Source organism: Pseudoalteromonas sp. A757 (genome assembly GCF_004103285.1).
Classification (GTDB): domain Bacteria; phylum Pseudomonadota; class Gammaproteobacteria; order Enterobacterales; family Alteromonadaceae; genus Pseudoalteromonas; species Pseudoalteromonas galatheae.
In genome coordinates, this window is record NZ_QNQN01000046.1 from 1 (window position 1) to 22,307 (window position 22,307).

Consider the following 22,307-nt stretch of genomic DNA (forward strand, 5'->3'; position numbering starts at 1 on the left):
TTTTGCAGCAGTTTGATTGGTATTTATACAAGGCAGAGCCAGCGTAGCATAGTCATTCTATGTAAGTCTGGCGATAACACAGTAGAAATGCTAATCAAGCGCTGCCCTTTGGGTTCATCTGAGTGCGCTTTGTTCATTGTTGCTCAACTTTTGCCTAGATTACTAGGCGGCAAGTCGAGCGTCGCGACCAAAACACACTCAGAAGAACAAAAGTTAAACAGCAAAGGTCAACAGGCCCTAAATAGTGTGTTATTTAGGGGCTAGTCCTCTGCGTTTTAATAGCGCTTCAGTCGTTGGCTCTTTTCCGCGGAATGCTTTGTAAGAGTCCATTACAGGTCTTGAGTTACCAACCGATAAAATATGTTTACGATATTTTTCGCCATTTTCAAGTTTAAGTCCACCGAGCTTTTGCACGTATGCATAGGCGTCGGCTGCTAATATTTCACTCCACATATAAGCATAGTAACCAGCAGAATAGCCGCCTCCCATAGAGTGCGCAAAAAATGCTGATTTATAACGCGGTGGAACGTAATCGAGGGCGACTCCATGCTTCTTCAGTGCCGCTTGCTCAAATTCATTGATATCAGTGGGTGCATGCTCAGGTGAAATTGTATGCCACTCCATATCTAAGAGCGCAGATGCCATGTACTCCAATGTATCGTAGCCCATATTAAAAGTTCGTGAGCGGATCACTTTATCAAGCAGTGTTTTTGGGATAGGCTCCCCGGTTTGGTAATGCTTTGCATAGTTACTGATAACTTCAGGGTGTGCAGCCCAGTCTTCCTCAAAGGTTGAGGGAAACTCAACAAAATCACGAGAAACAGCGGTTCCAGCAAGACTCGGATATTTTACGTCAGAAAACATCCCATGTAAGCCATGTCCCATTTCGTGAAACATAGTTGTCACTTCACTGTAGCTTACAAAGGTTGGTTCACCATCAGGTGCCTTTGCAATATTCATGACATTGATAACCACAGGCTTTTGGTTTAATAACTTAGATTGCCCTACAAATGAATTCATCCAAGCTCCACCACGTTTACCTTCTCTTGCAAAATAGTCGGCAAAGAATATCGCGAGGCTTTCACCATTGTTATCGATCAGTTCATAAGCCTTAACATCTGGATGATACACAGGTAAGTCAGGGCGAGCTTTGAAACTTACGCCGTACAGCTTATTCATGGTATAAAAAACACCATTTTCTAAGACGTTATTAAATTCGAAGTACTTTTTCACTTCTGTTTCGTCCAGATCATAACGAGATTGACGAACTTTTTCAGCGTAGTATGCCCAGTCCCAAGGTTTGATGTCGAACGAGTGCCCTTCGCTTTGAATAAGCGTTTTAATATCTGCTGCTTCCTTTTCCACGTTGGAAACAACGGCCGGCACCATGCTGCCAAGCATGTTGTAAACTGCTTTAGGGTTTCCAGCCATTTGCTTTTCTAGGCCGTAGTCTGCCCAGCTTTTATACCCTAACAGCGCTGCTTTTTCGGCCCTTAGCTGTGCCAGCCGGATGATAATTTGAGTGTTGTCATTATCACCTGACTGAGCACGATAAGCAGAAGCTTGCCAAATCTGTTGCCTAAGTGCTCGGTTGGTTAAAGACGCTAAAATAGGTTGACGAGTGGTGTTGGTAATACCGATTAAGTACTTGTCTTTATGTCCTGCAGCTTCAGCCGCACGTTTAGTGGCAAGAATTTGTCTTTCTGTTAAACCGTCTAATGCGGCTTTATCATCAACAATCACTGATATGGCAGACGTTTCTGCTAATAGGTTTTGTGAAAACTGGGTAGTCAGAGAGGAATGCTCTTCATTGATTTTGCGAATTTTCTCCTTATCTTCAGCACTTAGTTTTGCGCCAGCTCGCACAAAGTTGGTGTAGTAAACATCCAATAAACGCTTTGATTCAGAGTCCAGTTCGAGTGTGTTGCGATTATCATAAAGCGACTTTATACGGTCAAATAATGCGGCGTTCAAATTGATGTTATCGCGGTGTTCTGCGAGCATTGGGGCTAGCTCTTTTTGTAATTGACGACGCTTTACTGAGCTATCTGTGCCTATTAAGTTAAAAAACACGCTACTGGTTCGCTTTAGCAGTGCACCACTTTTTTCCATTGCAATTAAGGTGTTTTCAAACGTAGGCGTTGCAGGGTTAGTTGCAATACGCTCGATTTCTTTGAGGTGCTCTGCCATACCCAGCTTAAATGCAGGCATAAAATGTTCATCTTTGATCTGGTCAAACATTGGGGTTTGGTAGATTAAAGTACTGGCTTTGAACAGTGGATTGTGACGGACTGATTCACTTTTCTTAGGCACGGTAGATGCCACCTCCGTTGTATAATTTGAACAACCAGAGACAAAAAGCGTGGAGTAAATCGTAACGGCGATGATGGTTTTTTTCATAAACTTCTCAGTATTTGTTGTAATGTTATAGTGTATCTATTGTGTATTTTTAGTTGTGTTTTATCGCATAATGATGGCGGTATCATGATTCTTGCATCTTAGGCAGATAAGTGTTTCTTAAGTCAGTTTTTGGGCCGGAAACTTATTATCAATGGCGACAGCATTGTGAGCATGCAAACTTTCTTGGTGTTCAATTTTGAACCAATAATCAACAAACTGTGTGTTTTGCTCTAAAAATTGTTTGACTCGTCGTGCGGCATCTTCACAAAACATTAGATTTTCTGCATTTAGCTTCGCAAATGCTTGTTCATCTTCACGTTTTACCGCAGTTTGAACTGGCGTGCCAATGGCTTGTTCTAGCGCTTTTATAAGGCTTGGAATGAGTGGCAACGTCCGTTCAGTTAGTTTTACCGTTACGTAAGCGAAAGAGCGCTGGCTATGAGGTGTGGCAATGCTCCCTTGTAGAGATGTTATCCACGTCATTAGTTCGTGTTTTGAAATCATCTGTTGGGAAAACTGTTCTTCGATCTCTTCACTTAATGCTTGTCTAGAAAGTGCCGCTGAACAAGGGCAGGTACTTGAATAGGCAATAGTAAGTGATAACTCATAGCTAAGCTCTGAGTTTATATACTCACAATTAAGCGTGATAGGGTAACTTTGATAGCCGAATTGATCGCTCAACAATGCTGGTTTATCTATGGTTACTTCAAACTGTAACTCAAGCTTGGCTGCTTTGCTCAATCCTTGTTGAGATTGAACCGACTCTTTTAATAACGCTTCAATCGTTTTAATATTCAAAGGAGTCGTACTTAGTATCTCTCTCAAGCGAATGTATAACCGGGACATATGGATCCCTTTCGCCTCAGGTTTATCAAGACTAACAAAAATATTTGCAAGAGCGTTAACTCTTTGGCTGGAAGTGCTTGATATTTCCACTTCTAAAGGTATGGCAATTTTTTCCATACCCACCCACTTTAGCGGTAAGGCTGTTGTTGCAAGTTGCCCAGAGGCAACATCAGGTAAAGATACTGTCATATTTATTTCCGGCGAGGTTTCTAGGGCCTGTTGATCTTTGCTGTTTGATTTTTGTTCTCCTGAGTGTGTTTTGGTCGCGACGCTCGACTTGCCGCCTAGTAATCTAGGCAAAAGTTGAGCAACAATGAACAAAGCGCACTCAGGTGAACCCAAAGGGCAGCGCTTGATTAGCATTTCTACTGTGTTCTCGCCTGACTCACATAGAATAACTATGCTACGCAGGCTCTGCCTTGTACAAATACCAATCAAACTGCTGCAAAAACAAACTTGAAAGGTAAACATGCCCTAGCGATTAAAAATTAGTGGCATAGCGGCTGTGGGTGTATTAAGCGGTTGTTGGCCGTCATAAACGAGACTGCCATTCACCCAAGTTTTTAAAACTTTTGCTGAAAAACGGTGACCGTCGAATGGGGTCCAGCCACAGTGATAGTGTGTTTTCTGATGGCAAGTGGGTGTTTCGTGATGAGGGTTCACGAGTACCAAGTCAGCATAGTATCCTTCACGAATAAAGCCTCTATCTACAATGTGATATCTTAACGCTGGATTATGTGCCACCTTCTCAACGAGCTGCTCTATAGATAAACGCTGATGATGCACATGGTCGAGCAAGCTTAACAATGCATGTTCAACTAAAGGTAAACCCGCAGGTGCTTGCTGGTAGGGGAGTTGCTTTTCTTGCCAAGTATGAGGTGCGTGATCAGTAGCGATAATATCTATTTGATTATTTCGTACCGCTGCTAACAAAGCATCACGATCGCTTTTCGCTTTAATCGCTGGGTTGCATTTTATTAGGTTACCCTGCAGTGCATAATCTTCTTGACTGAACCACAAATGATGAACACATGCTTCTGCCGTAATATGTTTGTCGCGAATATCGCCTGAAGGGAATAAGCTCAATTCTTTTTCTGTTGTGATATGCAGTACATGTAAATCGCTACGATATTGTTTCGCTAAAGATACAGCGTACGAAGAGGATGAATAACACGCTTCGACGTCACGAATGATGGGGTGATCTTGAATTGTTAAACTGCCACTGCGTCCGATGCACATGGATAAATTCTTTTCAATCACTCTTCCATCTTCACAGTGGGTGACAATTAGGGTTGGACTTTCTCTGAAAATTGCGTCGAGTGCTTGTGGATGCTCAACGAGTAGATCGCCTGTTGATGCCCCCATAAAAACTTTAACACCGCAGTACTTCTTCGCATCTAAACGTTTTATTTGTTCTAAATTATCTTCGGTTGCCCCTAAGTAAAAACTATAGTTTGCCAGCGAGCTTCTAGACGCAATCGCGTATTTCTGTTCAAGAGCTTCAATGGTTGTAGTCGCAGGGCTTACGTTTGGCATTTCCATATAGCTGGTGATACCACCTGCCACAGCAGCTCTGGATTCTGAGGCTATATTCCCCTTCTGTGTTAAGCCGGGCTCACGGAAATGTACTTGGTCGTCTATCATTCCAGGGAGTAGAAAATAACCTGTCGCATCCACAATATTGTCATTTGGCTGCGCAGTTATTGAGCTTGCAATTTTGTTTATTCTGTTATCAACGATAAGTACATCACATTCTTGTGATTGATTCTCGTTGACCACAATTGCATTTTTTATCAGTGTGTTTTTCATATTGTAGGGACCTATTTGTCAAGTTTGGCTTTGCAAAGGTTACATAAGCCAGGCAACTCTAAGCGTGCATTTGCAGCTGAAAATCCAGTGCTTTCTACCGCTTTAAATAGATGCTTGGCAGCCTCTTGAACAGAATCTATTTCTTCTATTTGATGGCAGGATTTGCAGACTAAGATCACGGATAGATGGTGATGGCACGCACCATCTAGACTCTTACAGGCTATATATTTATTTGCAGAATGGATCCGGTGTGCCAGATTGACTGATTCTAAGAATTCAAGAATGCGGTACACGGACATTGCTAGAATAGGAGAGTTGGTGCTTTTATTGTATTTGCTAGTAAGTTCATACGCTGATAGCGGCTCGACTGTTTGCAATAATATTTCAAGCACGCCCTGTCGTTTTTCAGTTAAACGCAGCCCTAACGATTGGCATTTTGCTTGAGCCTGTTTGAGAATAAAGTTTCGTTGAGTTTTGTTCACGGCAATGACGACATAATCCATCCAACTGTTGATACAATATAACATATCAAGCATAATTGATACAATATAACATTTATTGGAGTCATTATGTCTAAACTATCAACAATATCCTTGCTCGTTGCTGCACTGTTACCACCAAGCCTTGTAGCAAAGTCTATAGAAGGTACAGTCGTCAATAAAGCTGGTAAAGGGATTGCAAATGCATCAATTGAGGTCGAAGGAACTGATATTCGCGTACTAACAGATAACAATGGTCATTTTCAAATTTCGGGCGTTGGGCTTGGAAGTAAACAAATCCATGTAAGAGCATCTGGTTTTGCTCATCTGCATAAGGCGCTCACTTTGGATCAAGGTGGCGTTAAAAACGCAATGCTAATGTTAAATCGTTCTCCAATAGAAGTTATAGATATTGTTGCTACTCCTGTACATATGTCGGCGATGGAATCGGCAGTTCCAGTTAGTGTTTTGTCAGGTGAAACATTGCGTCGACAGCAAACCGCTACACTAGGGGATAGCTTAGAAAAACTGCCTGGCGTCAATACAAATTTTCACGCCAAAGTAGCAAGCACACCAATTATTCGAGGTTTGAGTGGCCCGCGAGTGTTGGTGACGCAAAATGGATTAGATGTCAGCGATGTATCTAGAGTTGGTCCTGATCACTCAGTCGCCTCCGAAGCTTCAACGGCTCAACAAATCGAGGTGTTGCGAGGACCTGCAACTCTTTTTTATGGTAGCGGTGCGATTGGGGGAGTGGTTAACGTCGTCGATACAAGAGTGCCAACCGATAATACAACTCGCGGAGAATGGAATCTGGAAAGTAACTCTGTTGATGACCAAAATACAGCCTCGTTTAATGCGACATCGGGTATTGGTTCTGTGGCCTTATATGTTGATGCATTCTGGCGAGAATCTAATGATTACGAAGTACCTGTTCCTGCTGAAATTCATGAGCATAGTGAAGGGAATGACAATGATGAACATCACTATAAAGTAGCAAATAGTGCTGAAGAGTCTGATGGTTTTACTGTTGGCTCAAGTTACTTATTTGATCAAGGTTATGTCGGTGTGGCTGTTGAGAAATTTAACCGCAAATACGGCATTCCGGGACATACGCATGGTGATGAAGAAGCACATAATGAGGCTGAAGAGCAGGTTTTTGCGGACTTAGCACAAACAAAAGTGCAACTATTAAGCGAGTACAAGTTTAACAAAGGTTGGCTTGATAAAGTGAATGTGCGTGCTGGCTTTACAGAGTATGAACATGCTGAAGTTGAGCACGGTATGGTTGGAACAACATTTAAGAATGATACCAATGAGTTAAAAGTTGATTTACTACATCAGCCTCTGTCCGCTTGGACTGGTGGCGTAAGCTTACATTACAAACACAGTGATGTTGAGGCTCAAGGTAGTGAGGCGTTTACGCCACCATCTGATACCCAAACACTTGCGATAGGGGTAATGGAGGAAAGGCGGTTTGGTGATTTTTTAGTGCAGTTAGGTGGTCGTATTGAGCAAGTGGAGATCACCGCAAGTAATGTGCCTTTACCGAGTATTGATGCCCACTCGCACGATACTGAAATGCATGAACACATCGGTCACGATTCAGAAGCAACAAAGGTATATGCGGTTGAGCATCAGTTTATCCCTGTCAGTTTATCTTCGGGTCTTGTATGGGACTTTGCGCAAAATTATAACCTTGGGTTATCTGTTTCACACTCTGAACGAGCTCCTTCTTCATCGGAGTTATTTTCCTTTGGTCCTCACATAGGAACTGGCACTTACGAGGTAGGGGCGTTGTTCAAAATGGATGAGCACGGTCATTTTGAACTTGATGAGCAAGGCATAGCGCTAGAAAAGTCGCACAATATTGATATTACACTGCGAAAAACCCAAGGTGATATAGGCTTTATTTTTAACGCTTTTTACAATCAAGTAGATAACTACTACTATCAAATAGAAACTGGGTTGTACGCCCAGAGCGGCCATAGTCACGACCACAATCATGAACATGAGCACGATCATGCTTCCGAATTACCTATTTATTTATTCAAGACAGATGATGTGGTTTTGCACGGTTTTGAAGCGCAAGTTGCTTGGCAATTGACCGACGAGTTGAAAGTTGATGTTTTCTCTGACTTTGTGCGCGCCAGATTAGAAGAAGGCGGCGATTTACCTCGTACACCACCTCTGCGCTTTGGGTCACAGCTAAGCTATCAGACGGATAATCTCAGTGCACATATCCACATTACTCGATATCAAGAGCAGGACCGGATTGCACCAGAAGAAACCATGACCGACGGTTATACCTTAGTTGATGCTAGCATCTCTTATGATCTTTCTGTGTTAAATCAAGATCTCTCTATTTATCTTAGAGGGAGTAATCTGACGGATACAGAAGCACGAGTACATAGTTCATTCTTAAAAGATATAGGCCCTCGTCCGGGACGCAGTTTCGCGCTTGGTATTCGCGGCTATTTTTAGCAGGTTAAACCATTGTGTACCTGCTGATTAAAGCCACACAGGTACACAAGTCACTGAGTTGTACAACAACATAAATCTTATCTATATGTAGCACGAGATTATTACCGACACGACTACGATCAGCAGGAGAAATTATGGTTTCACGTCGAGGGTTTTTAAGGGGGGCTGGCACCCTCGCATTTATCGGCCTTTCTAAAAGCGCATTTGGCAGAGTGTCACTATTAGACTTTAACACAATGATAGCTGGGTATGGACCGTTGATCACCGACCCCAATGGTTTACTCGATTTGCCCCAAGGTTTCAGTTATCAAATAGTATCAAGCCTTGGAGATAAAATGTCCGATGGTTTTACTGTACCTGACAAAGCCGATGGTATGGGTTGTATTGCTTTAGATGGAGAGCGGGTTGCATTGATCCGCAATCATGAATTGAAACCAACAGATTTAGCAAAAGCCGAGAACAGTATTCGCCAGCATAAAAGTGAGCTTGCTTTTGATACAAATGACGCAGGCATCGCACTTCCAGGTGGCACAAGTCATATTGTCTATAACCTAAAAACACGCCAAAAAGAACAAGAATATTTATCCTTGGTTGGCACTATTCGTAACTGCTCTGGTGGAATAACGCCTTGGGGGAGTTGGCTTACTTGTGAAGAAACAACTGCAACTAAAAATGATGGTTTTACACAAGATCACGGATATATTTTTGAAGTACCAGCGACTGCAAAGGGTTTAATTAAGCCACAACCTCTAAAAGCAATGGGGCGGTTTAATCATGAAGCTGCTGCTGTTGATCCCAAAACAGGTATTGTTTATCTCACGGAAGACCGGGGAGACAGTGTGTTTTACCGCTTTATTCCAAACGAAAAAGCAAAGCTCCACAAAGGCGGGAAACTACAAGCGTTGGCTGTGAAAGAAAGCCCGCAATTTGATAGTCGAAATTGGAATAAAAAAGCGATGCCACTTCATCAGGAGTTTATCGTTGAGTGGATAGATTTGGACGACCCGCAAAGTGCTAAAGACGATTTACGGATCCGTGCTTATCGAAGTGGAGCCGCGCTATTTGCTCGAGGTGAAGGGATCCATTGGGGGGAAAACGAGCTGTACTTTTGTTGTACCAATGGCGGAAAAAAGCAGCTAGGGCAAATCATGAAGTATCAGCCATCTGAGTTTGAGGGAACAGAAAAAGAACGTCTCAATCCAGGAAAGTTGTCTTTATTCGTGGAAAGCGCTAGCCAGTCTCTCTATAACTTTGGTGACAATCTTACCGTGTCGCCACAAGGACATTTAATTGTTTGTGAGGATCAGTATTCCGATGTTGTAGATAACTATTTAAGAGGCGTAACACCAGAGGGAGAACTCTATAATTTTGCACGGCTAGCTAAGCAAACTGAGCTCGCCGGTGCTTGTTTTTCACCAGACGGCAAGACTTTATTTGTTAATGTGTACTCACCAACGACAACATTGGCGATTGTGGGGCCATGGGAGCACTTTAATCAAGCAAAAAATAAAGAGCCTCTCTAATTTTAATTTGTTGAATTAGGGCTTGTTGAGCTTTTCGCTATTTGGTTTATGTTCTCATAAGTGTATTTTGGTCGCGACGCTCAACTTGCTGCTGAGTAATCTAAGCAAAATTTAAATCGTGAAAGTGAGCTATTGATATTGATGCTATTATCAATGAGGCTCCTTTTCTTTACGTTGTCTTGTCGTCAAATTATCAGCCACAAATGCGCCTCGTTGTCCTCTGGTTTTTGCTGGCCCAACGGTACTATCTTTTAAAGTTTGTAGCTCAGCACTGGCATTTAATGCAGCACCAAAAATAATGATGTATGCACTCAAGTATAACCACATCATCATAATGACGACACCTCCCAATGAACCATAAGTTTCATTGTAAGAAGCGAACTGCGCGACATAATATGAAAATCCCAATGACGCTAAGATCCATAAGCCGGTTGCGGTAAACGAGCCGAGTGTTATCCAGCGCCATTTTGCGGCTCTGCGATGAGGCGCGTAACGATAAACAAACGCTAAGGAAAAGTGAAATAGTACCGCTAAAATAGACCAAGTAATTAGCTGTATTACAGAGTCCAGTGCTGTGGTAAATCCTACGAGGTTAAGCACAATCGGTAAAATTCCGATAATAGACAGTGCCACAATCGCGACGAAAATCGCCCCCACAGAAAACAAAAAGCGCACCACTAGCGCTTGCAAAAACTGCCTTTTATTGTGCTCATGATACGTAATGTTGCAGGCTGTAATCAACGCTTGGCAGCCTTTACTGCTACTCCAGATTGTTAAAAAGAGGGTAAAAATAGCACCTAGACTTAGGCTCGCCTGCGATTTTTGAGTGAGCGCCTTGAGTTGTTGCAACATAATTTCTTGGCTGGATGGTGGTAAGAGCTCAATTAGCGGCAGCAGCTGATCAACCATTTCTGTAGGAGAAGAAAAATAGGCGTAGATAGAAACGACGGCTGCTAATGCGGGAAATATTGCTAGCAGAGCATAAAATGCCACTCCAGCGGCAACCAGGGATAAATTATCTTGGGATAAGCTGTGATATAGCCGTTTACTGACATCCCACCAACCGAGTGCTGGAATCTCACTTGGCCTGTCTGCATTAAAGCCATGTTTATGAGCTGCCATTAGTCTTTCCTAAATCAATTCTGGGCCTGTTGTTCTAAAGTGATATACAGCAAAAGGTCTGCCAATCTCGTTTGGCGTTATATTTGCTACTAGTTAACTCGTGATCTTGTCAATAAAAACCCAAAGAGTGCAATATGGAAATCAATAATCTTATTAAAAATCAAATTATTAATATGATTCAGACGGCAGCTTCTAGCGAAGCGACTGAAGCCGTGAGCACATCAGATACGCTAAGTTTAAGCACACAAGTTGTGCACTTTTTACAAACCGCATGGCAATTATTACCTGCTCTGGCGCTGGGAGTTGTGGTTATTGTGCTTTGTTATTATTTAGCACGGCCAATCTCTTATCTTTTGATTAAACCCATAGGTTATGTCAGTAAAAGTCGATTATTGCATCTCGTCACTCGCCGTTTTATCAGCGTGTTAGTCATATTTTTTGGCATTTATATCTTTTTGCGCTTGGCCGGGTTAAGTGAGTTTGCCGTCGCAGTAATGAGTGGCACTGGGCTTATCGGTCTTATTCTTGGGTTTGCATTTCGTGATATCGCTGAGAACTTTATTTCGAGTATGTTACTTAGTGTCCAGCGCCCATTTAGAATTGATGACGTTATCGAAGTCGATAACCGTTTGGGGATCGTTAAAAAAGTCACCGCCCGCGCAACCACCTTAGTTGATTACGATGGTAATCACATTCAAATACCCAATGCTACCGTCTACAAGAATGTAATTAAAAACTTTACAGCCAACCCCAAAACACGTGGACACTTTAAGATTGGTATTGGCTATGACAACGATATTCGCCTGACGCAGCAAATTGCAATTGACTTACTTAAAGAACAAAGTGCGGTTTTAAACGACCCGCCACCACAGGTTCTACTCGAAGCATTAGGCTCCGCGACTATCAATCTTACCATATATTTTTGGGTCAATAGCGAACAACATAGCCCGATAAAAGTGGCGTCTCAACTTATGCGAGAAACCGTTAATTGCTTTACCGAACACGGAATTAGCATGCCTGACGATGCTAGAGAGCGGATAATTATAGCTGCAAATAATGAAACACCAGGATCAATCAAAGAAGCGACTAGTAATTCGAGTGGCAAAGGAGCCTCCGTGAAACAAAAGAATAAACCCACAATAACAGCAGTAGATGCGGATATTGACGATGTAAGTAGCGATGCGGATGAGATCAGAGAACAAGCTGAACATGCTCGAAGCCCAGAAGAAGGGGATAATATAATTTAGCAGTAAATTAGGTTAAGTGTTGAAATGTGTCATGGCTGATTTAGTTTATTTCGGACCGTCGACTCATCACCCTGATCTAGATAAACAACGCTATCGAGCTTTACGTACTCGATAGCAAAATACTGGTTTCACTATTTAAAATGCCATCAATCTCTCGAACTTGCCTCAGTACACCATCGAATTCACTGAGGTTAGCAGCTTGCACTTCAGCGATTAAATCCCATGCCCCGTTCGTGGTATGAATTTTACTGAGTTCGGGGATCCCACGCAGTGCATTGATCACTTGAGTAGTGGATTTACCGATCACTTCTATCATCATGATAGCGCGCACCAGCTCGGACTCGATATATTCATGAACCCGCACTGTAAAGCCTAGAATTGCACCACTGGAAATGAGTCTATCTAAACGGTTTTGTACGGTTCCGCGAGACACATCGAGCGTCGTGGCTAAAGTTGAAATGGCTGCTCGGCCATCTTTGCGCAATTCAGCAATCAAGGCTTTGTCAAGCGCATCATATAAGTAAGGAGTCATAGTACAGCTTTGTGGTTTTTTGTTGTATTAGTCTATTTGTATAATTCAACTTAGCAAAGTGATAGAAAATTGCACTAATTGTATAAGATTTTGGCATTTAAATCGTCTTATGGTGTGGTTACACTGATATTGTGTATGACAAGGTCCAAATCAAATAATGAGTGCAGTATGACAACGATATTTCAAGCACCACGAGCGGTGGTGATGATCCGCCCACACCATTTCACTTCGAACCCGCAAACCATGCAAGATAACGCATTTCAGCAAGCATGCAGTGAAAACAACCCTAACAACAGAGCCTATGTTGAGGTCAGCAACGCCGTGCAAGCGTTAGAATTGGCTGGCGTGAAAGTACACTTATTTGAAGATACCTCCACAGACACGCCAGACTCGGTCTTTCCAAATAACTGGTTTTCGACGCATAACGATGGTCAGTTAACGATTTATCCTATGTACGCTTTGAATCGACGATTGGAGATCCGCCGCGATATTATTGATTTTCTGAGTGCTCACTATCAGGTGACAAACATCAATGATTATAGTCATCTAACCGCTGAAGAAATATTCCTTGAAGGCACCGGCTCTATGGTTATCGATCATCAAGCAAAAGTGGCCTATGCGGTAGAGTCCAAGCGCACTAACGCCGTGTTAGTTAATCAGGTTTGTGAGCAGTTGGGACTACAGGCAGAAATATTTAATGCCTATGATAAGAATGAAGTGCCTGTCTATCACACCAATGTCTTAATGTGTGTCGCCACCGATTTCGCCATGATATGCCTAGATATGGTGCCAGAATATCAGCGGGCACAGCTTATTAACCGTTTTACGCAAAGCGGCCACACCCTGATTGCGCTATCTTATCAGCAGATCCAACATTTTTGCGGCAACGCGATTGAGTTGCAAGGCAGTATGGGACGCATACTCGCGCTTTCCACAACGGCTTATCAGGCGTTGTTACCTGAGCAAATTGCTGTCATCGAAAAGTCAGCTAAGCTAGTTGCTATTGATATACCGACAATTGAAGCCGCAGGTGGCTCGGTGCGTTGTATGATTGCTGGAGTCCATTTAAATAATACTAGGGCCTGTTGACCTTTTAAGAAGGTCAACAGGCCCTAGATAAACGGCAAATAATAATAAAACAGGAATCGCCTATGTTTGAAAGTGCAGTTAAGAGTATCAATGGGCTTTTATGGGGAGAAGGCCAGATACTTATTTATATCCTGCTATTTGCAGGGTTTTGGTTCACTATTCTTTTGCGAGGGATACAAGTTGTAAAGTTTCGTCACATGTTTAGCCTGTTACGGGGCAGCAGTCAGGGTGATAGCAATACAATCAGTTCATTTCAAGCCTTATGCACAGGGCTATCAGCTCGAGTTGGAACTGGTAATCTTGCAGGTGTTGCAGTTGCTATCTCTCTTGGTGGCAGTGGTGCGATATTTTGGATGTGGATGATAGCTATTTTGGGTATGGCAACAGGCTTTGCCGAAAGTGTACTTGGGCAAGTCTATAAAGTGCGTGATAGCCAAGGTGAGTTTAGAGGTGGTCCTGCTTATTATATTCACATGGGATTGGGAAGTCGGGCGTTTGCAGTATGCTTCGCCTTTTGCTTGTTTTTGGGATATGGATTTACCTTTAGCGCGATGCAAACCAATACCATCACCGATGCGCTCAACAATGCGTTTGATATTCCAACCTTATATTCAGGTATTGTGATCACAGTCCTCGCTGGCTCTATTATTCTTGGTGGCTTCAAAGCGATTGCACGATTTGCTGAAAAGGTAGTGCCAGTAATGGGATTAGTCTTTGTCCTTGCGGCCATTATTATTACCGTGATGAATTACTCTCAAGTCCCTGCCATGATCAAAGATATTTTGCTTTCAGCTTTTGGCTTGCAAGAAGCGGGCGCAGGCGCACTTGGCGCAGCTATCAAAAATGGTATTCAGCGTGGGCTCTATTCTAACGAGGCGGGAGCAGGTAGTGTGCCGCACGCATCGGCAAGTGCGTCGCCAATTCCTAATCACCCCGTGACCCAAGGTTATATTCAAATGTTGGGCGTATTCTTTGATACCATAGTGTTGTGCAGTTGCACTGCTGTCATAATTCTATTGGCAGACATAGATATTGGCAGTGAGATGGAAGGCATAAGGCTAACACAATCTGCGATGACCGCGCATTTAGCAACTGGGGGCGTGTACTTTGTTGCGGCGGCGATCACTTTGTTTGCTTTCACCTCTGTAGTCGCTAATTACGCCTATGCTGAAAGTAACTTACACTTATTTCATCTGGATAATAAAGTTGGCCGTTCAATTTATACCGCATGCTACTTATCTATGATGTTGTGGGGCGCTTCGGCAACGCTAAAACAGGTATGGGATCTTGCCGACATCGCATTGGGTTTAATGACGGTGGTTAATGTTATTGCCATCGTGCGTCTTACTCCCACTATCTTGGCGGTGACGGCTGATTATCATCAGCAAAGAGCAAAAGGGAAAGAGCCACTTTTTAAGGTCGATAGCGTCAAGATACAAGGAAAGACAGAGGCTGGAATTTGGCACTAATCATATCTTATTTTAGAGTCCTTCTGTTAAAAGCAGAGATTGGGTAGTACCTCTACCCGTTTGAACTGATTAAAATAAGGCATAGACGGAAAAGTGCGTGAATAATTTAAGGAAATTAAATGTTAGTTGAAATGGCAATTGCAGATGCTTATGGTGCTGGCTTTGAGTTTGTGGAACCCGAGGTGATACTCGCTCATAACAATCTAAGTGGTTATCGCGCTCATGCTTTATCTGGTGATTCAGCTTGTTACACCGATGATACCCAGATGTCGCTGGCACTGGCAGAACTAATGTTAAACGATACGGTCTGGCAGGAAGACACTATAGCCGCTGCATTTTTTCATACTTACCATCGGGACCCAGTGCATGGTTACGCGAAAAGATTACAGCAGGCTTTTAATGGAGCGGTTGATGCACAGCAGTTTGCAAAGCGCGTTAAAACGGATAGCTTTGGCAACGGCGCGATGATGCGTTCACTTCCATTAGGTTATTATAGAGAGGAACAAGAGGTTATTGCTAAAGCAACACTCCAAGCTCGAGTAACCCATGATCATGATATTGCAGTTAATGCAGCGGTTTGTATCGCTTTGGCAGTCCACGCTGGAGTACATCAAAAAGCAAAGTTAGAGACCTTGCAGGATTACCTCGCACGACAAGGCTGCCAATTTACTCCAACGTGGCAAGGAAGTGTGAGGGCGATATCTGAAGATACGCTCAGTGCCGTGCTGACGGTGCTAAGCCACGCGCGTAGTCTCAGTGAAATGATCCGCATGTCGGTAGATTTTAGTGGCGATACAGATAGTGTCGCTGCGATTAGTTGCGGGATAGCAAGCTGCTTTGAACAGGTAGACAAAGATCTGCCTACTAATTTGATAGAGCAATTTAATCACAGTCCATATGGTCTTGATTATCTCGCCGAAATAGATAAAAGGCTTATAAACGAATTTAAACTCTAGCCAGGAAGTGATTAGGTGTTAATTGCTTTCATACACTCGGCTTGCATGACGATTATTCTGACCAAACTAATTGATGTCTTATATCCATCGTTTCTGCTGTGGTGCAAACAGCAATACTGAATGCGCATGCGTACCCCGCGAATGCTTGTTCGAAGTCGAGTGTGCTATTTAGTCACGTACTGTTTAATGCTTGAGAAAATGTTTCTGATACCCATTGCTCTGAACTTGTTGAATACACCGTAACTGACCTTGTCGTTATATCAATACTGATCAGATCGAGATTAATCAGCTAAGTTCAAAAATCCCTCGATTTTCATCGAGGGGTTTGTGTATGAAAGTCGAGTTTTTCCGGCCTTTATTTATTCTTTAACTTTTTAAATTAAAAAGTATCGCCACACTTTCAATCATCACCTTGTTTAAATTTTTTATATTCAGTGTATACTTCCGCCCGCTTTTCACTTCAATATTTCAAACTAAATATTGCTTCCTTTTTAATCTTTAAACACCGATGTGATAATGAAAAAACAATTATTTGGACTGGCAGTACTATCGTTGCCTATGTACGCGAAGGCTGATATTGCCATATTTTCAGAAGTACTTTTTGGTAAAGCCAATAATGAATTTTATGCCGAGCAAGAATCTGATTTAGGATATAAGCGTGCGTCATCCGCTAATTCTGATTCATGGGGGCTGAGGCTCGGTGTTGGGCTTACAGATCGTTTAGCTCTTGAAATCGCACAGCATTTTCATGGAGAGTCACTAGCTGAATACCCCGTTCACGTTTCTAACACACACTCTGGAATCTATCAAAACCCATATGACTACTCATATAGAGCCAGGTTTCCTATTGATACTAAATCTCTACGGTTGGGGATTAAGGGAGAGATTGAGGTGTCTACCAATATTAATGCAAATATAAGAGTTGGAATGGCACATTGGCAATACAAAGATGTGATCCCTGCACAGTTGGTTCCTGCAGGCAGCAATAGTTCAGGTGATAGCGGTAATGATATTTATACCTCGATAGGTGTTGAGTATCGACTAACAGATAATCTTTATGTTGGTTTGGAGTACTCTCTTTTGAATATTAAAGAATCGAAAGAATATGACAACACAGGCGTAGTTCAATATGAGCATAATTTGCACGATATATCCATGTTACTTGGTTGGGCTTTTTAATACGCTGATATTCGGAGTAGAGAAAGGTTATTTTTAGAACTGTATTTAGAGTGGGGCGAATTGAACAATTCACCCCATTAATTTTGACAAGAAAGCTTAGATGCACCGTCAGTGACGAAGTTATCTAACCTCAATAGGTATATAACCAGTTACCAGCCGTCGTAGCGTTTTCTGCGTGATAGGAAAAGCGTCAGAATTACACCGATAATAATGCCACTGATCCCGATGATACCACCGTAAGTGAGCAGTAGGTGTTGTTCTTTTTGGACTTTTTGCTGTTGTGCTAGACGCTCATCTTGTAGCTGCTTTTCAAGCCCTGATATAGTGTCTTGAAGTGAAGCATTCTCAGCTAGTAAATTGGTATTGTTTTGCTGCAACATGGGAAGTTGCTGCTGGGCATCGTTTAGTGCCTCTTGAGTTTCCACCAAGGTTTGGTTAACCGTTTCTAATTGTTGCTTTAAACCTGGCTCCGTGGTGACAAATTTACTTTCTACCCAACCTTCTCTTGCTTTATCATCTTTGATTTGGACAAACTCGTCGTTAGCACCACTCAAAATAGTGATTGGCGTACCAGCATCAACAGAACCTAAAATTCGATAGTTCTTACTTGGACCTGTGTGCATGTAAATAAAAAGATTGTCACTAATATAGCCGTTTGGTGTTGTCGCGTTTGCTGCGCTATTTTCGTCTGGCTCTTCAGCAAAGCTTACAAAGCTGGTGAAGAGCAGGCTCGCAATGATAAATTGCTTAAAGTTGAACATGCGTTGGCCTTTTATTCTTTGGGTCGTAAAGTTTACAAAATAGTAGGGATTTCGCGGCCTAATAGCAAGGCTTTGTTTATTTTGAATGGGGTGAAATGATTGATTACATAATGAAAATTGCAACATTTAACGCAATGATACGGTGTTATTAATCCGTTGATGTTCAGCGAAATTAGCCCAACTATCTATTGATTTAGCTCATGTTTGAAGCAGTTATCATCGGATAAAAAGATTGCAAACTTTGCCTCCTTTGTATATTTTGATCCTCCCTTAGACAAATAGGTAAAACACAGCCCTAATGGACACTGAAATAGAACTGAAATTTTTGGTTTCAGATAATGAAGTTCCGCTGATCCCTGCACTCATCACACAGTTTGCAAAAACGGTCACTAACAAGCCTGCTAAAAACTTAACTAACGCCTACTTTGACACGCCAAATCGTGAATTGCGTGCGCTAGATATCGGCCTAAGAACGCGTTGTTGCAATGATGAATGCGAGCAAACCATCAAACTTGCGGGAGAAGTTGTAGGAGGGTTACATCAACGACCTGAGTACAATTTACCTATTCAGTCAGGACGTCCTGACTTGTTAGCGTTTGACGCGAATATTTGGCCTCATGGCATGCAGCTTGAGTCTATCGCAGAGAACATATTTCCGGTCTTCAGTACGAATTTCATTCGTCGTACTTGGTTAATCGAAACGGACTCAGGAACTAAAATCGAAGTAGTGTTGGATAAAGGGGAAATATCAGCCCAAGGGAAGATGGAGCCAATCAATGAGCTTGAAATTGAGCTAGTTGAAGGAAACAAAGAAGATCTTTTCTTATTAGCCGACCACCTAATTAAGCAAGCAGGTATGCGTTTGGGGTTATACTCAAAAGCTGCTAGGGGATATCGAATTGCCGATGATAAGCCTCTAAAACCAAATAAGTTTATAGGTTTTGTACCGCTAAAATCTCAGGTAACACAAGAGCAAGCCCTCATAGCGACGGTCAGCTATGGTATTCAGTTCGTCCAGAAACACGAGCAATGCTATTTTAATAAACCGAGTCTCAAGACTTTAAAGCGCGTTATTGATGGAGTTTCGCTTATTCGTCACGCGTTTTGGTTATTCGATGACATTGTTGATAAAAGCTCGACCGAGAGTATTCGTAACGAATTAAAATGGTTGCTGTCAGAACTTGCTTGGGTCGAAAATGCGATTCATTTAAAAACCTATACCTCAAAGCGTCATGCTTATCATAAGAAACTTAATCAGTTTCCAGAATTGGCGCAGGTCATTACCGATTTGCAAGATGTTCAGCCGACACCGACGGACATTGAAGATTTATTTCATTGTACTCGTTATAACCGTTTGATCCTTTCTCTCACTCGTTGGCTTGTTGATAGAGCATGGCGTAAAAATTGGGATCAAAAAGCACTAAGTGCAGCTGAGCTACCCGTCACAGAAATCGCGAGCCAATTATTTGATAAAGACTGGCAAGAACTTAAAAACTTGCTTCCACAGGATAAATCGCTTTCTGAAAGAGATTATTTGCAGGTGAGAATAAAGCTAGAAAACACGCTACTAAGCGGTAACTGTCTGGGCAAGCTTTACGATAAAGAAGCGCGCAAAGCGTTTAGAACGCCTTGGATTGATATCGTTTATGGTATATACGAGCTAGAAACTCTTGCGTATTTATATCAGCTTTGCCAAAACCAAAATGCAGACGAATTACAGGAAGTGCAGGCATGGCTCAAGCAAAAATCTGACTTTTTGATAAGTGCCATGGAGCAAAGTCGACAGTCTTCTATGCTTAGTGAACCTTACTGGTTTTAAATAGTAAAAATAGAAAATAAAAGCGAGGTATATTCCTCGCTTTTTTGTAGTCAATAATAACTAAAATAAAAGGACGGTACCGTGTTGGTTTATAAAATACTGCTGCTTAGTTTCTTTTTGCTTTTTAGCCCCTTTATTTGCGCCAATGAACGGTTATATGACGCTTTTATCAAAGAGATAGAGCAGCAAGAAACGCGAAATAATGCGCTTCAAAACGTTGACCAAGTATTAGAGTCGGATTTAACGCCAGAAGAAATTGCAGATGTTCACCATAAAACTACGGTAGCACTCAAAAATGCTTTTCAGCTCGAACAGGCACATAAATGGGCTGAGCGTTTTAAGCAAGTGTTACTCACACATCATTTGCCTGACTATGAAGCTAAATACTCCTTAACGTATGGAGATTTGATGCTCAAAGAGGGGAAATTTAGCGACGCGATTAGTTACTTAAACTTAGCCGTATCGCAGCTATCTGAGCTTGATATGTATCGGCTGTTAAGTCACGCCTATCGCTTTCGGGCCGCTGCGTACAAAAACAATGGTAGTTATAAAGATTCTATAGAGAGTTACGAGCTCTCTATAGAAGTGGCAAAAAAGTATGAATTTCCAGACTTACAGGTGTCTGCGAACACTCAGTTGGCAGATGTTTATTCTGATCTTTCGTTACCAGATAAGGCACTTGAATTATTACAGCGATCAATTGCGGTACTGAAAAGCCAAGAGCAGGAAAATACAGTATTACTCGGACAAGTTTACTACAACTTAGGAGGCGCTCATCAGGTCATCGGTGACCATGAGAAGTCGCTTGAAGCCTACCAAACCGCTTATGACTATGACGTTAAAGCGGGTAATGTGGTTTACTCAGCCTATACTTTGATCCGCATTGGCCGAGAGCAAAAAAAACTAGCCCAATATAGCAGTGCCGAGGCGTCCTTTAAAAAGGCGTTCACGATATTTGAGGAACACGGACATATTAGAAATCAAGGTTGGGCGCTGAGTAATTTAGCTGAGCTTAAATTGAGGGAAGATCAAAAAGTTGAAGCAAGAGCATATGTTGAAGAGGCACTTGAGTTAATCGATCCGATACAAAGCAAAGTGCTTTATCAAGAGACGATGACAACTTACGCACAAATTGTTTTACCAGAGCGAGCTGATTTCTTCATTCAAAGTATGGAGCAAATTATTGCTCAAGATGAGGTCTACCTTGGCCTCAAGGAAACAGCATTACGTGTATTAAAGGACGCATATAGCGCAAAAGGCGACTTTGAAACTGCGCTTAATTATCACCTACAGTACGCGGAGTCCAAGGTTTCTCAGCTTGAAAAAGAAGCCAGTCAAAAAGCTTTGGCGTATCAGCTGGACACTGAATACCAGAAGAATCAGTATGAACTACAAAGCTTGAAAACACAGCGTGATATGGAGCAGGCTGAGCAGCGTGTACAACAAATAGTAACAGCTGCTGTGGTAGGAGTGTTGGTCATTCTGTTGAGCGCATTTTTATTACTTGCGAGAAACAAACGCCGCGCACTGGAGCTCGAGAAGCAGCTACTTAATAAAACTTTAGACTTAAAACAGCAATTGCTGGCAGATATTTCTCATGAATTGAGAACACCGCTTACCGTACTTAAGTTGCATATTGAATCTCTGGAACATAATTTGGTGGAAAATCCGCAGCAGAGCTACAAGGTGCTTAACCGCCGTCTCGATACACTTAATACCTTAATTAAAGACATCTATGAACTCGCGCAGGCGGATACTGGCAGCCTAAACTTAGCGTTAGAGCGCGTAAATGCCAAGCACACATTTATTGGCCTTGTTGAAGATATTGATGACTTCGTGACAGATGAAGGACTTGATTTTAATGCCAATATTGAACTCCCTGATACGCTGGAGATCGACATTGATGTGACTAGGTTCGCTCAGATATTCAATAATTTAGCTCGTAATAGTGTGAATTATACCGACAAGCCTGGAGAAGTCTTTGTGGAAATTCGCTATCAAAATCAGCACAACCGTATTCAATGTGTTATTGAAGATTCGAGCCCCGGTGTGGACGATGAAGCGTTGGGCCGGTTGTTTGAACGTTTGTTCCGGTGCGACAAGTCTCGAAGCCGAGACCTTGGTGGTTCTGGCTTAGGTTTATCAATCTGTCAAAAGTTGGTTGAATTGCATGGCGGCAGTATTACAGTTGCACACAGCGATTTAGGTGGCCTGAAAGTGAGTGTGATTCTACCTTGTGAGTAATAACAAAAACCTGCTCTTAACCTGAGGTCATATACTCGGTGCGATTTCACATTGTGATATAGTAAAAGCTCGCCGCGTAAAGCGGCTCCCACCAGATATTATATTGCGTGTCGGAGCGATTTCACATCGCGATACGGCACAAAAGCTCGCCGCGTGAAGCGGCTCCCGGCAGAGGTTATATATCGCGTGTCGAGCGATTTTGCATCGCGATATGGTATAAAAGCTCGCCGCATAAAGCCGCTTCCCACCAGAGGTTATATATCGAGTGTAGCAGCGATTTCACATCGCGATATGATAAAAGCTCGCCGCATAAAGCGGCTTCTACCAGAGATTATATATTGAGTGTAG

Annotated in this window: 17 protein-coding genes; 10 read left to right on the forward strand and 7 right to left on the reverse strand. The window is 42.4% G+C overall.

The annotated features are described in order from the left end of the window. A partial coding sequence (locus tag DRB05_RS22805) for a hypothetical protein (protein ID WP_128725227.1) occupies positions 1-264 on the forward strand: 264 nt, incomplete at its 5' end. On the opposite strand, the gene DRB05_RS00660 is transcribed toward DRB05_RS22805, so the two are convergent. The 4 genes from DRB05_RS00660 to DRB05_RS00680 form a co-directional block, all read right to left on the reverse strand. Beyond that, positions 250-2,400 (reverse strand): M3 family metallopeptidase, encoded by a 2,151-nt coding sequence (locus DRB05_RS00660; protein WP_128725228.1) that lies wholly within the window; start codon positions 2,398-2,400, stop codon positions 250-252. The two genes, DRB05_RS22805 and DRB05_RS00660, sit on opposite strands and share 15 nt — an antisense overlap. Before the next feature lie 117 nt (positions 2,401-2,517). Then, the gene (gene folE2 / locus DRB05_RS00665) at positions 2,518-3,435 is read right to left on the reverse strand and encodes a GTP cyclohydrolase FolE2 (RefSeq protein WP_128725229.1); all 918 of its coding nucleotides are present in this window, start codon (positions 3,433-3,435) and stop codon (positions 2,518-2,520) included. Between the two features lie 285 nt (positions 3,436-3,720). Next, positions 3,721-5,055 carry a dihydroorotase gene (locus DRB05_RS00675; RefSeq protein ID WP_128725230.1) on the reverse strand — a complete coding sequence of 445 codons (1,335 nt, stop codon included), beginning with the start codon at positions 5,053-5,055 and terminating at the stop codon, positions 3,721-3,723. An 11-nt stretch (positions 5,056-5,066) separates the two neighbouring features. Beyond that, positions 5,067-5,591 (reverse strand): Fur family transcriptional regulator, encoded by a 525-nt coding sequence (locus DRB05_RS00680; protein ID WP_128725231.1) that lies wholly within the window; start codon positions 5,589-5,591, stop codon positions 5,067-5,069. Positions 5,592-5,624: 33 nt separating this feature from the next. Between DRB05_RS00680 and DRB05_RS00685 the strand changes: the two genes are divergently transcribed. After that, a complete protein-coding gene (locus DRB05_RS00685; protein WP_128725232.1) occupies positions 5,625-8,018 on the forward strand; it encodes a TonB-dependent receptor in 2,394 nt (797 codons plus the stop codon). A 134-nt stretch (positions 8,019-8,152) separates the two neighbouring features. Beyond that, positions 8,153-9,541 carry an alkaline phosphatase PhoX gene (locus DRB05_RS00690; RefSeq protein WP_128725233.1) on the forward strand — a complete coding sequence of 463 codons (1,389 nt, stop codon included), beginning with the start codon at positions 8,153-8,155 and terminating at the stop codon, positions 9,539-9,541. A 150-nt stretch (positions 9,542-9,691) separates the two neighbouring features. Here DRB05_RS00690 and DRB05_RS00695 read toward each other — a convergent pair whose 3' ends face one another. Further along, the gene (locus DRB05_RS00695; RefSeq protein WP_128725234.1) at positions 9,692-10,663 is read right to left on the reverse strand and encodes a YihY/virulence factor BrkB family protein; all 972 of its coding nucleotides are present in this window, start codon (positions 10,661-10,663) and stop codon (positions 9,692-9,694) included. A gap of 134 nt (positions 10,664-10,797) precedes the next feature. On the opposite strand from DRB05_RS00695, the gene DRB05_RS00700 reads away from it, so the two are divergent. Continuing rightward, entirely contained in the window at positions 10,798-11,910 is a 1,113-nt protein-coding gene (locus DRB05_RS00700) for a mechanosensitive ion channel family protein (protein ID WP_128725235.1), read from the forward strand. Positions 11,911-12,010: 100 nt separating this feature from the next. Here the strand turns inward: DRB05_RS00700 and DRB05_RS00705 are convergent, their stop codons facing one another. Further along, the gene (locus tag DRB05_RS00705; protein WP_128725236.1) at positions 12,011-12,442 is read right to left on the reverse strand and encodes an Lrp/AsnC family transcriptional regulator; all 432 of its coding nucleotides are present in this window, start codon (positions 12,440-12,442) and stop codon (positions 12,011-12,013) included. A 168-nt stretch (positions 12,443-12,610) separates the two neighbouring features. Here DRB05_RS00705 and DRB05_RS00710 point away from each other — a divergent pair, with 168 nt between their 5' ends. The 4 genes from DRB05_RS00710 to DRB05_RS00725 all read left to right on the forward strand — a co-directional run bounded on the left by DRB05_RS00710 (position 12,611) and on the right by DRB05_RS00725 (position 17,135). Then, positions 12,611-13,531, forward strand: coding sequence for an arginine deiminase-related protein (locus DRB05_RS00710; RefSeq protein WP_128725237.1), 921 nt, complete (start codon positions 12,611-12,613; stop codon positions 13,529-13,531). A gap of 62 nt (positions 13,532-13,593) precedes the next feature. Continuing rightward, positions 13,594-15,000: an alanine/glycine:cation symporter family protein gene (locus DRB05_RS00715; RefSeq protein ID WP_128725238.1), complete on the forward strand. Its 1,407-nt coding sequence runs from the start codon at positions 13,594-13,596 to the stop codon at positions 14,998-15,000. A gap of 119 nt (positions 15,001-15,119) precedes the next feature. Continuing rightward, complete coding sequence (locus tag DRB05_RS00720) at positions 15,120-15,956, forward strand: ADP-ribosylglycohydrolase family protein (protein ID WP_128725239.1); 837 nt, start codon at positions 15,120-15,122, stop codon at positions 15,954-15,956. A 516-nt stretch (positions 15,957-16,472) separates the two neighbouring features. Beyond that, the gene (locus DRB05_RS00725; protein ID WP_128725240.1) at positions 16,473-17,135 is read left to right on the forward strand and encodes an outer membrane beta-barrel protein; all 663 of its coding nucleotides are present in this window, start codon (positions 16,473-16,475) and stop codon (positions 17,133-17,135) included. Between the two features lie 149 nt (positions 17,136-17,284). Here the strand turns inward: DRB05_RS00725 and DRB05_RS00730 are convergent, their stop codons facing one another. Next, positions 17,285-17,896 (reverse strand): TIGR04211 family SH3 domain-containing protein, encoded by a 612-nt coding sequence (locus DRB05_RS00730; protein ID WP_235956572.1) that lies wholly within the window; start codon positions 17,894-17,896, stop codon positions 17,285-17,287. 298 nt (positions 17,897-18,194) lie between these two features. Between DRB05_RS00730 and DRB05_RS00735 the strand changes: the two genes are divergently transcribed. Together DRB05_RS00735 and DRB05_RS00740 are read left to right on the forward strand one after the other, a co-directional pair. Continuing rightward, positions 18,195-19,715: a CYTH domain-containing protein gene (locus tag DRB05_RS00735; protein ID WP_128725242.1), complete on the forward strand. Its 1,521-nt coding sequence runs from the start codon at positions 18,195-18,197 to the stop codon at positions 19,713-19,715. Positions 19,716-19,796: 81 nt separating this feature from the next. Next, positions 19,797-21,959 carry an ATP-binding protein gene (locus DRB05_RS00740; RefSeq protein WP_128725243.1) on the forward strand — a complete coding sequence of 721 codons (2,163 nt, stop codon included), beginning with the start codon at positions 19,797-19,799 and terminating at the stop codon, positions 21,957-21,959. Positions 21,960-22,307 lie beyond the last annotated feature (348 nt).

Coding starts and splice junctions, on each gene's coding strand:
- DRB05_RS00705 (WP_128725236.1), bottom strand. CDS start 12,442: ATGACTCCTTACTTATATGATGCGCTTGACAAAGCCTTGATTGCTGAA.
- DRB05_RS00685 (WP_128725232.1), top strand. CDS start 5,625: ATGTCTAAACTATCAACAATATCCTTGCTCGTTGCTGCACTGTTACCA.
- DRB05_RS00730 (WP_235956572.1), bottom strand. CDS start 17,896: ATGTTCAACTTTAAGCAATTTATCATTGCGAGCCTGCTCTTCACCAGC.
- DRB05_RS00675 (WP_128725230.1), bottom strand. CDS start 5,055: ATGAAAAACACACTGATAAAAAATGCAATTGTGGTCAACGAGAATCAA.
- DRB05_RS00710 (WP_128725237.1), top strand. CDS start 12,611: ATGACAACGATATTTCAAGCACCACGAGCGGTGGTGATGATCCGCCCA.
- folE2 (WP_128725229.1), bottom strand. CDS start 3,435: ATGACAGTATCTTTACCTGATGTTGCCTCTGGGCAACTTGCAACAACA.
- DRB05_RS00720 (WP_128725239.1), top strand. CDS start 15,120: ATGTTAGTTGAAATGGCAATTGCAGATGCTTATGGTGCTGGCTTTGAG.
- DRB05_RS00680 (WP_128725231.1), bottom strand. CDS start 5,591: ATGCTTGATATGTTATATTGTATCAACAGTTGGATGGATTATGTCGTC.
- DRB05_RS00660 (WP_128725228.1), bottom strand. CDS start 2,400: ATGAAAAAAACCATCATCGCCGTTACGATTTACTCCACGCTTTTTGTC.
- DRB05_RS00695 (WP_128725234.1), bottom strand. CDS start 10,663: ATGGCAGCTCATAAACATGGCTTTAATGCAGACAGGCCAAGTGAGATT.
- DRB05_RS00700 (WP_128725235.1), top strand. CDS start 10,798: ATGGAAATCAATAATCTTATTAAAAATCAAATTATTAATATGATTCAG.
- DRB05_RS00735 (WP_128725242.1), top strand. CDS start 18,195: ATGGACACTGAAATAGAACTGAAATTTTTGGTTTCAGATAATGAAGTT.
- DRB05_RS00690 (WP_128725233.1), top strand. CDS start 8,153: ATGGTTTCACGTCGAGGGTTTTTAAGGGGGGCTGGCACCCTCGCATTT.
- DRB05_RS00725 (WP_128725240.1), top strand. CDS start 16,473: ATGAAAAAACAATTATTTGGACTGGCAGTACTATCGTTGCCTATGTAC.
- DRB05_RS00715 (WP_128725238.1), top strand. CDS start 13,594: ATGTTTGAAAGTGCAGTTAAGAGTATCAATGGGCTTTTATGGGGAGAA.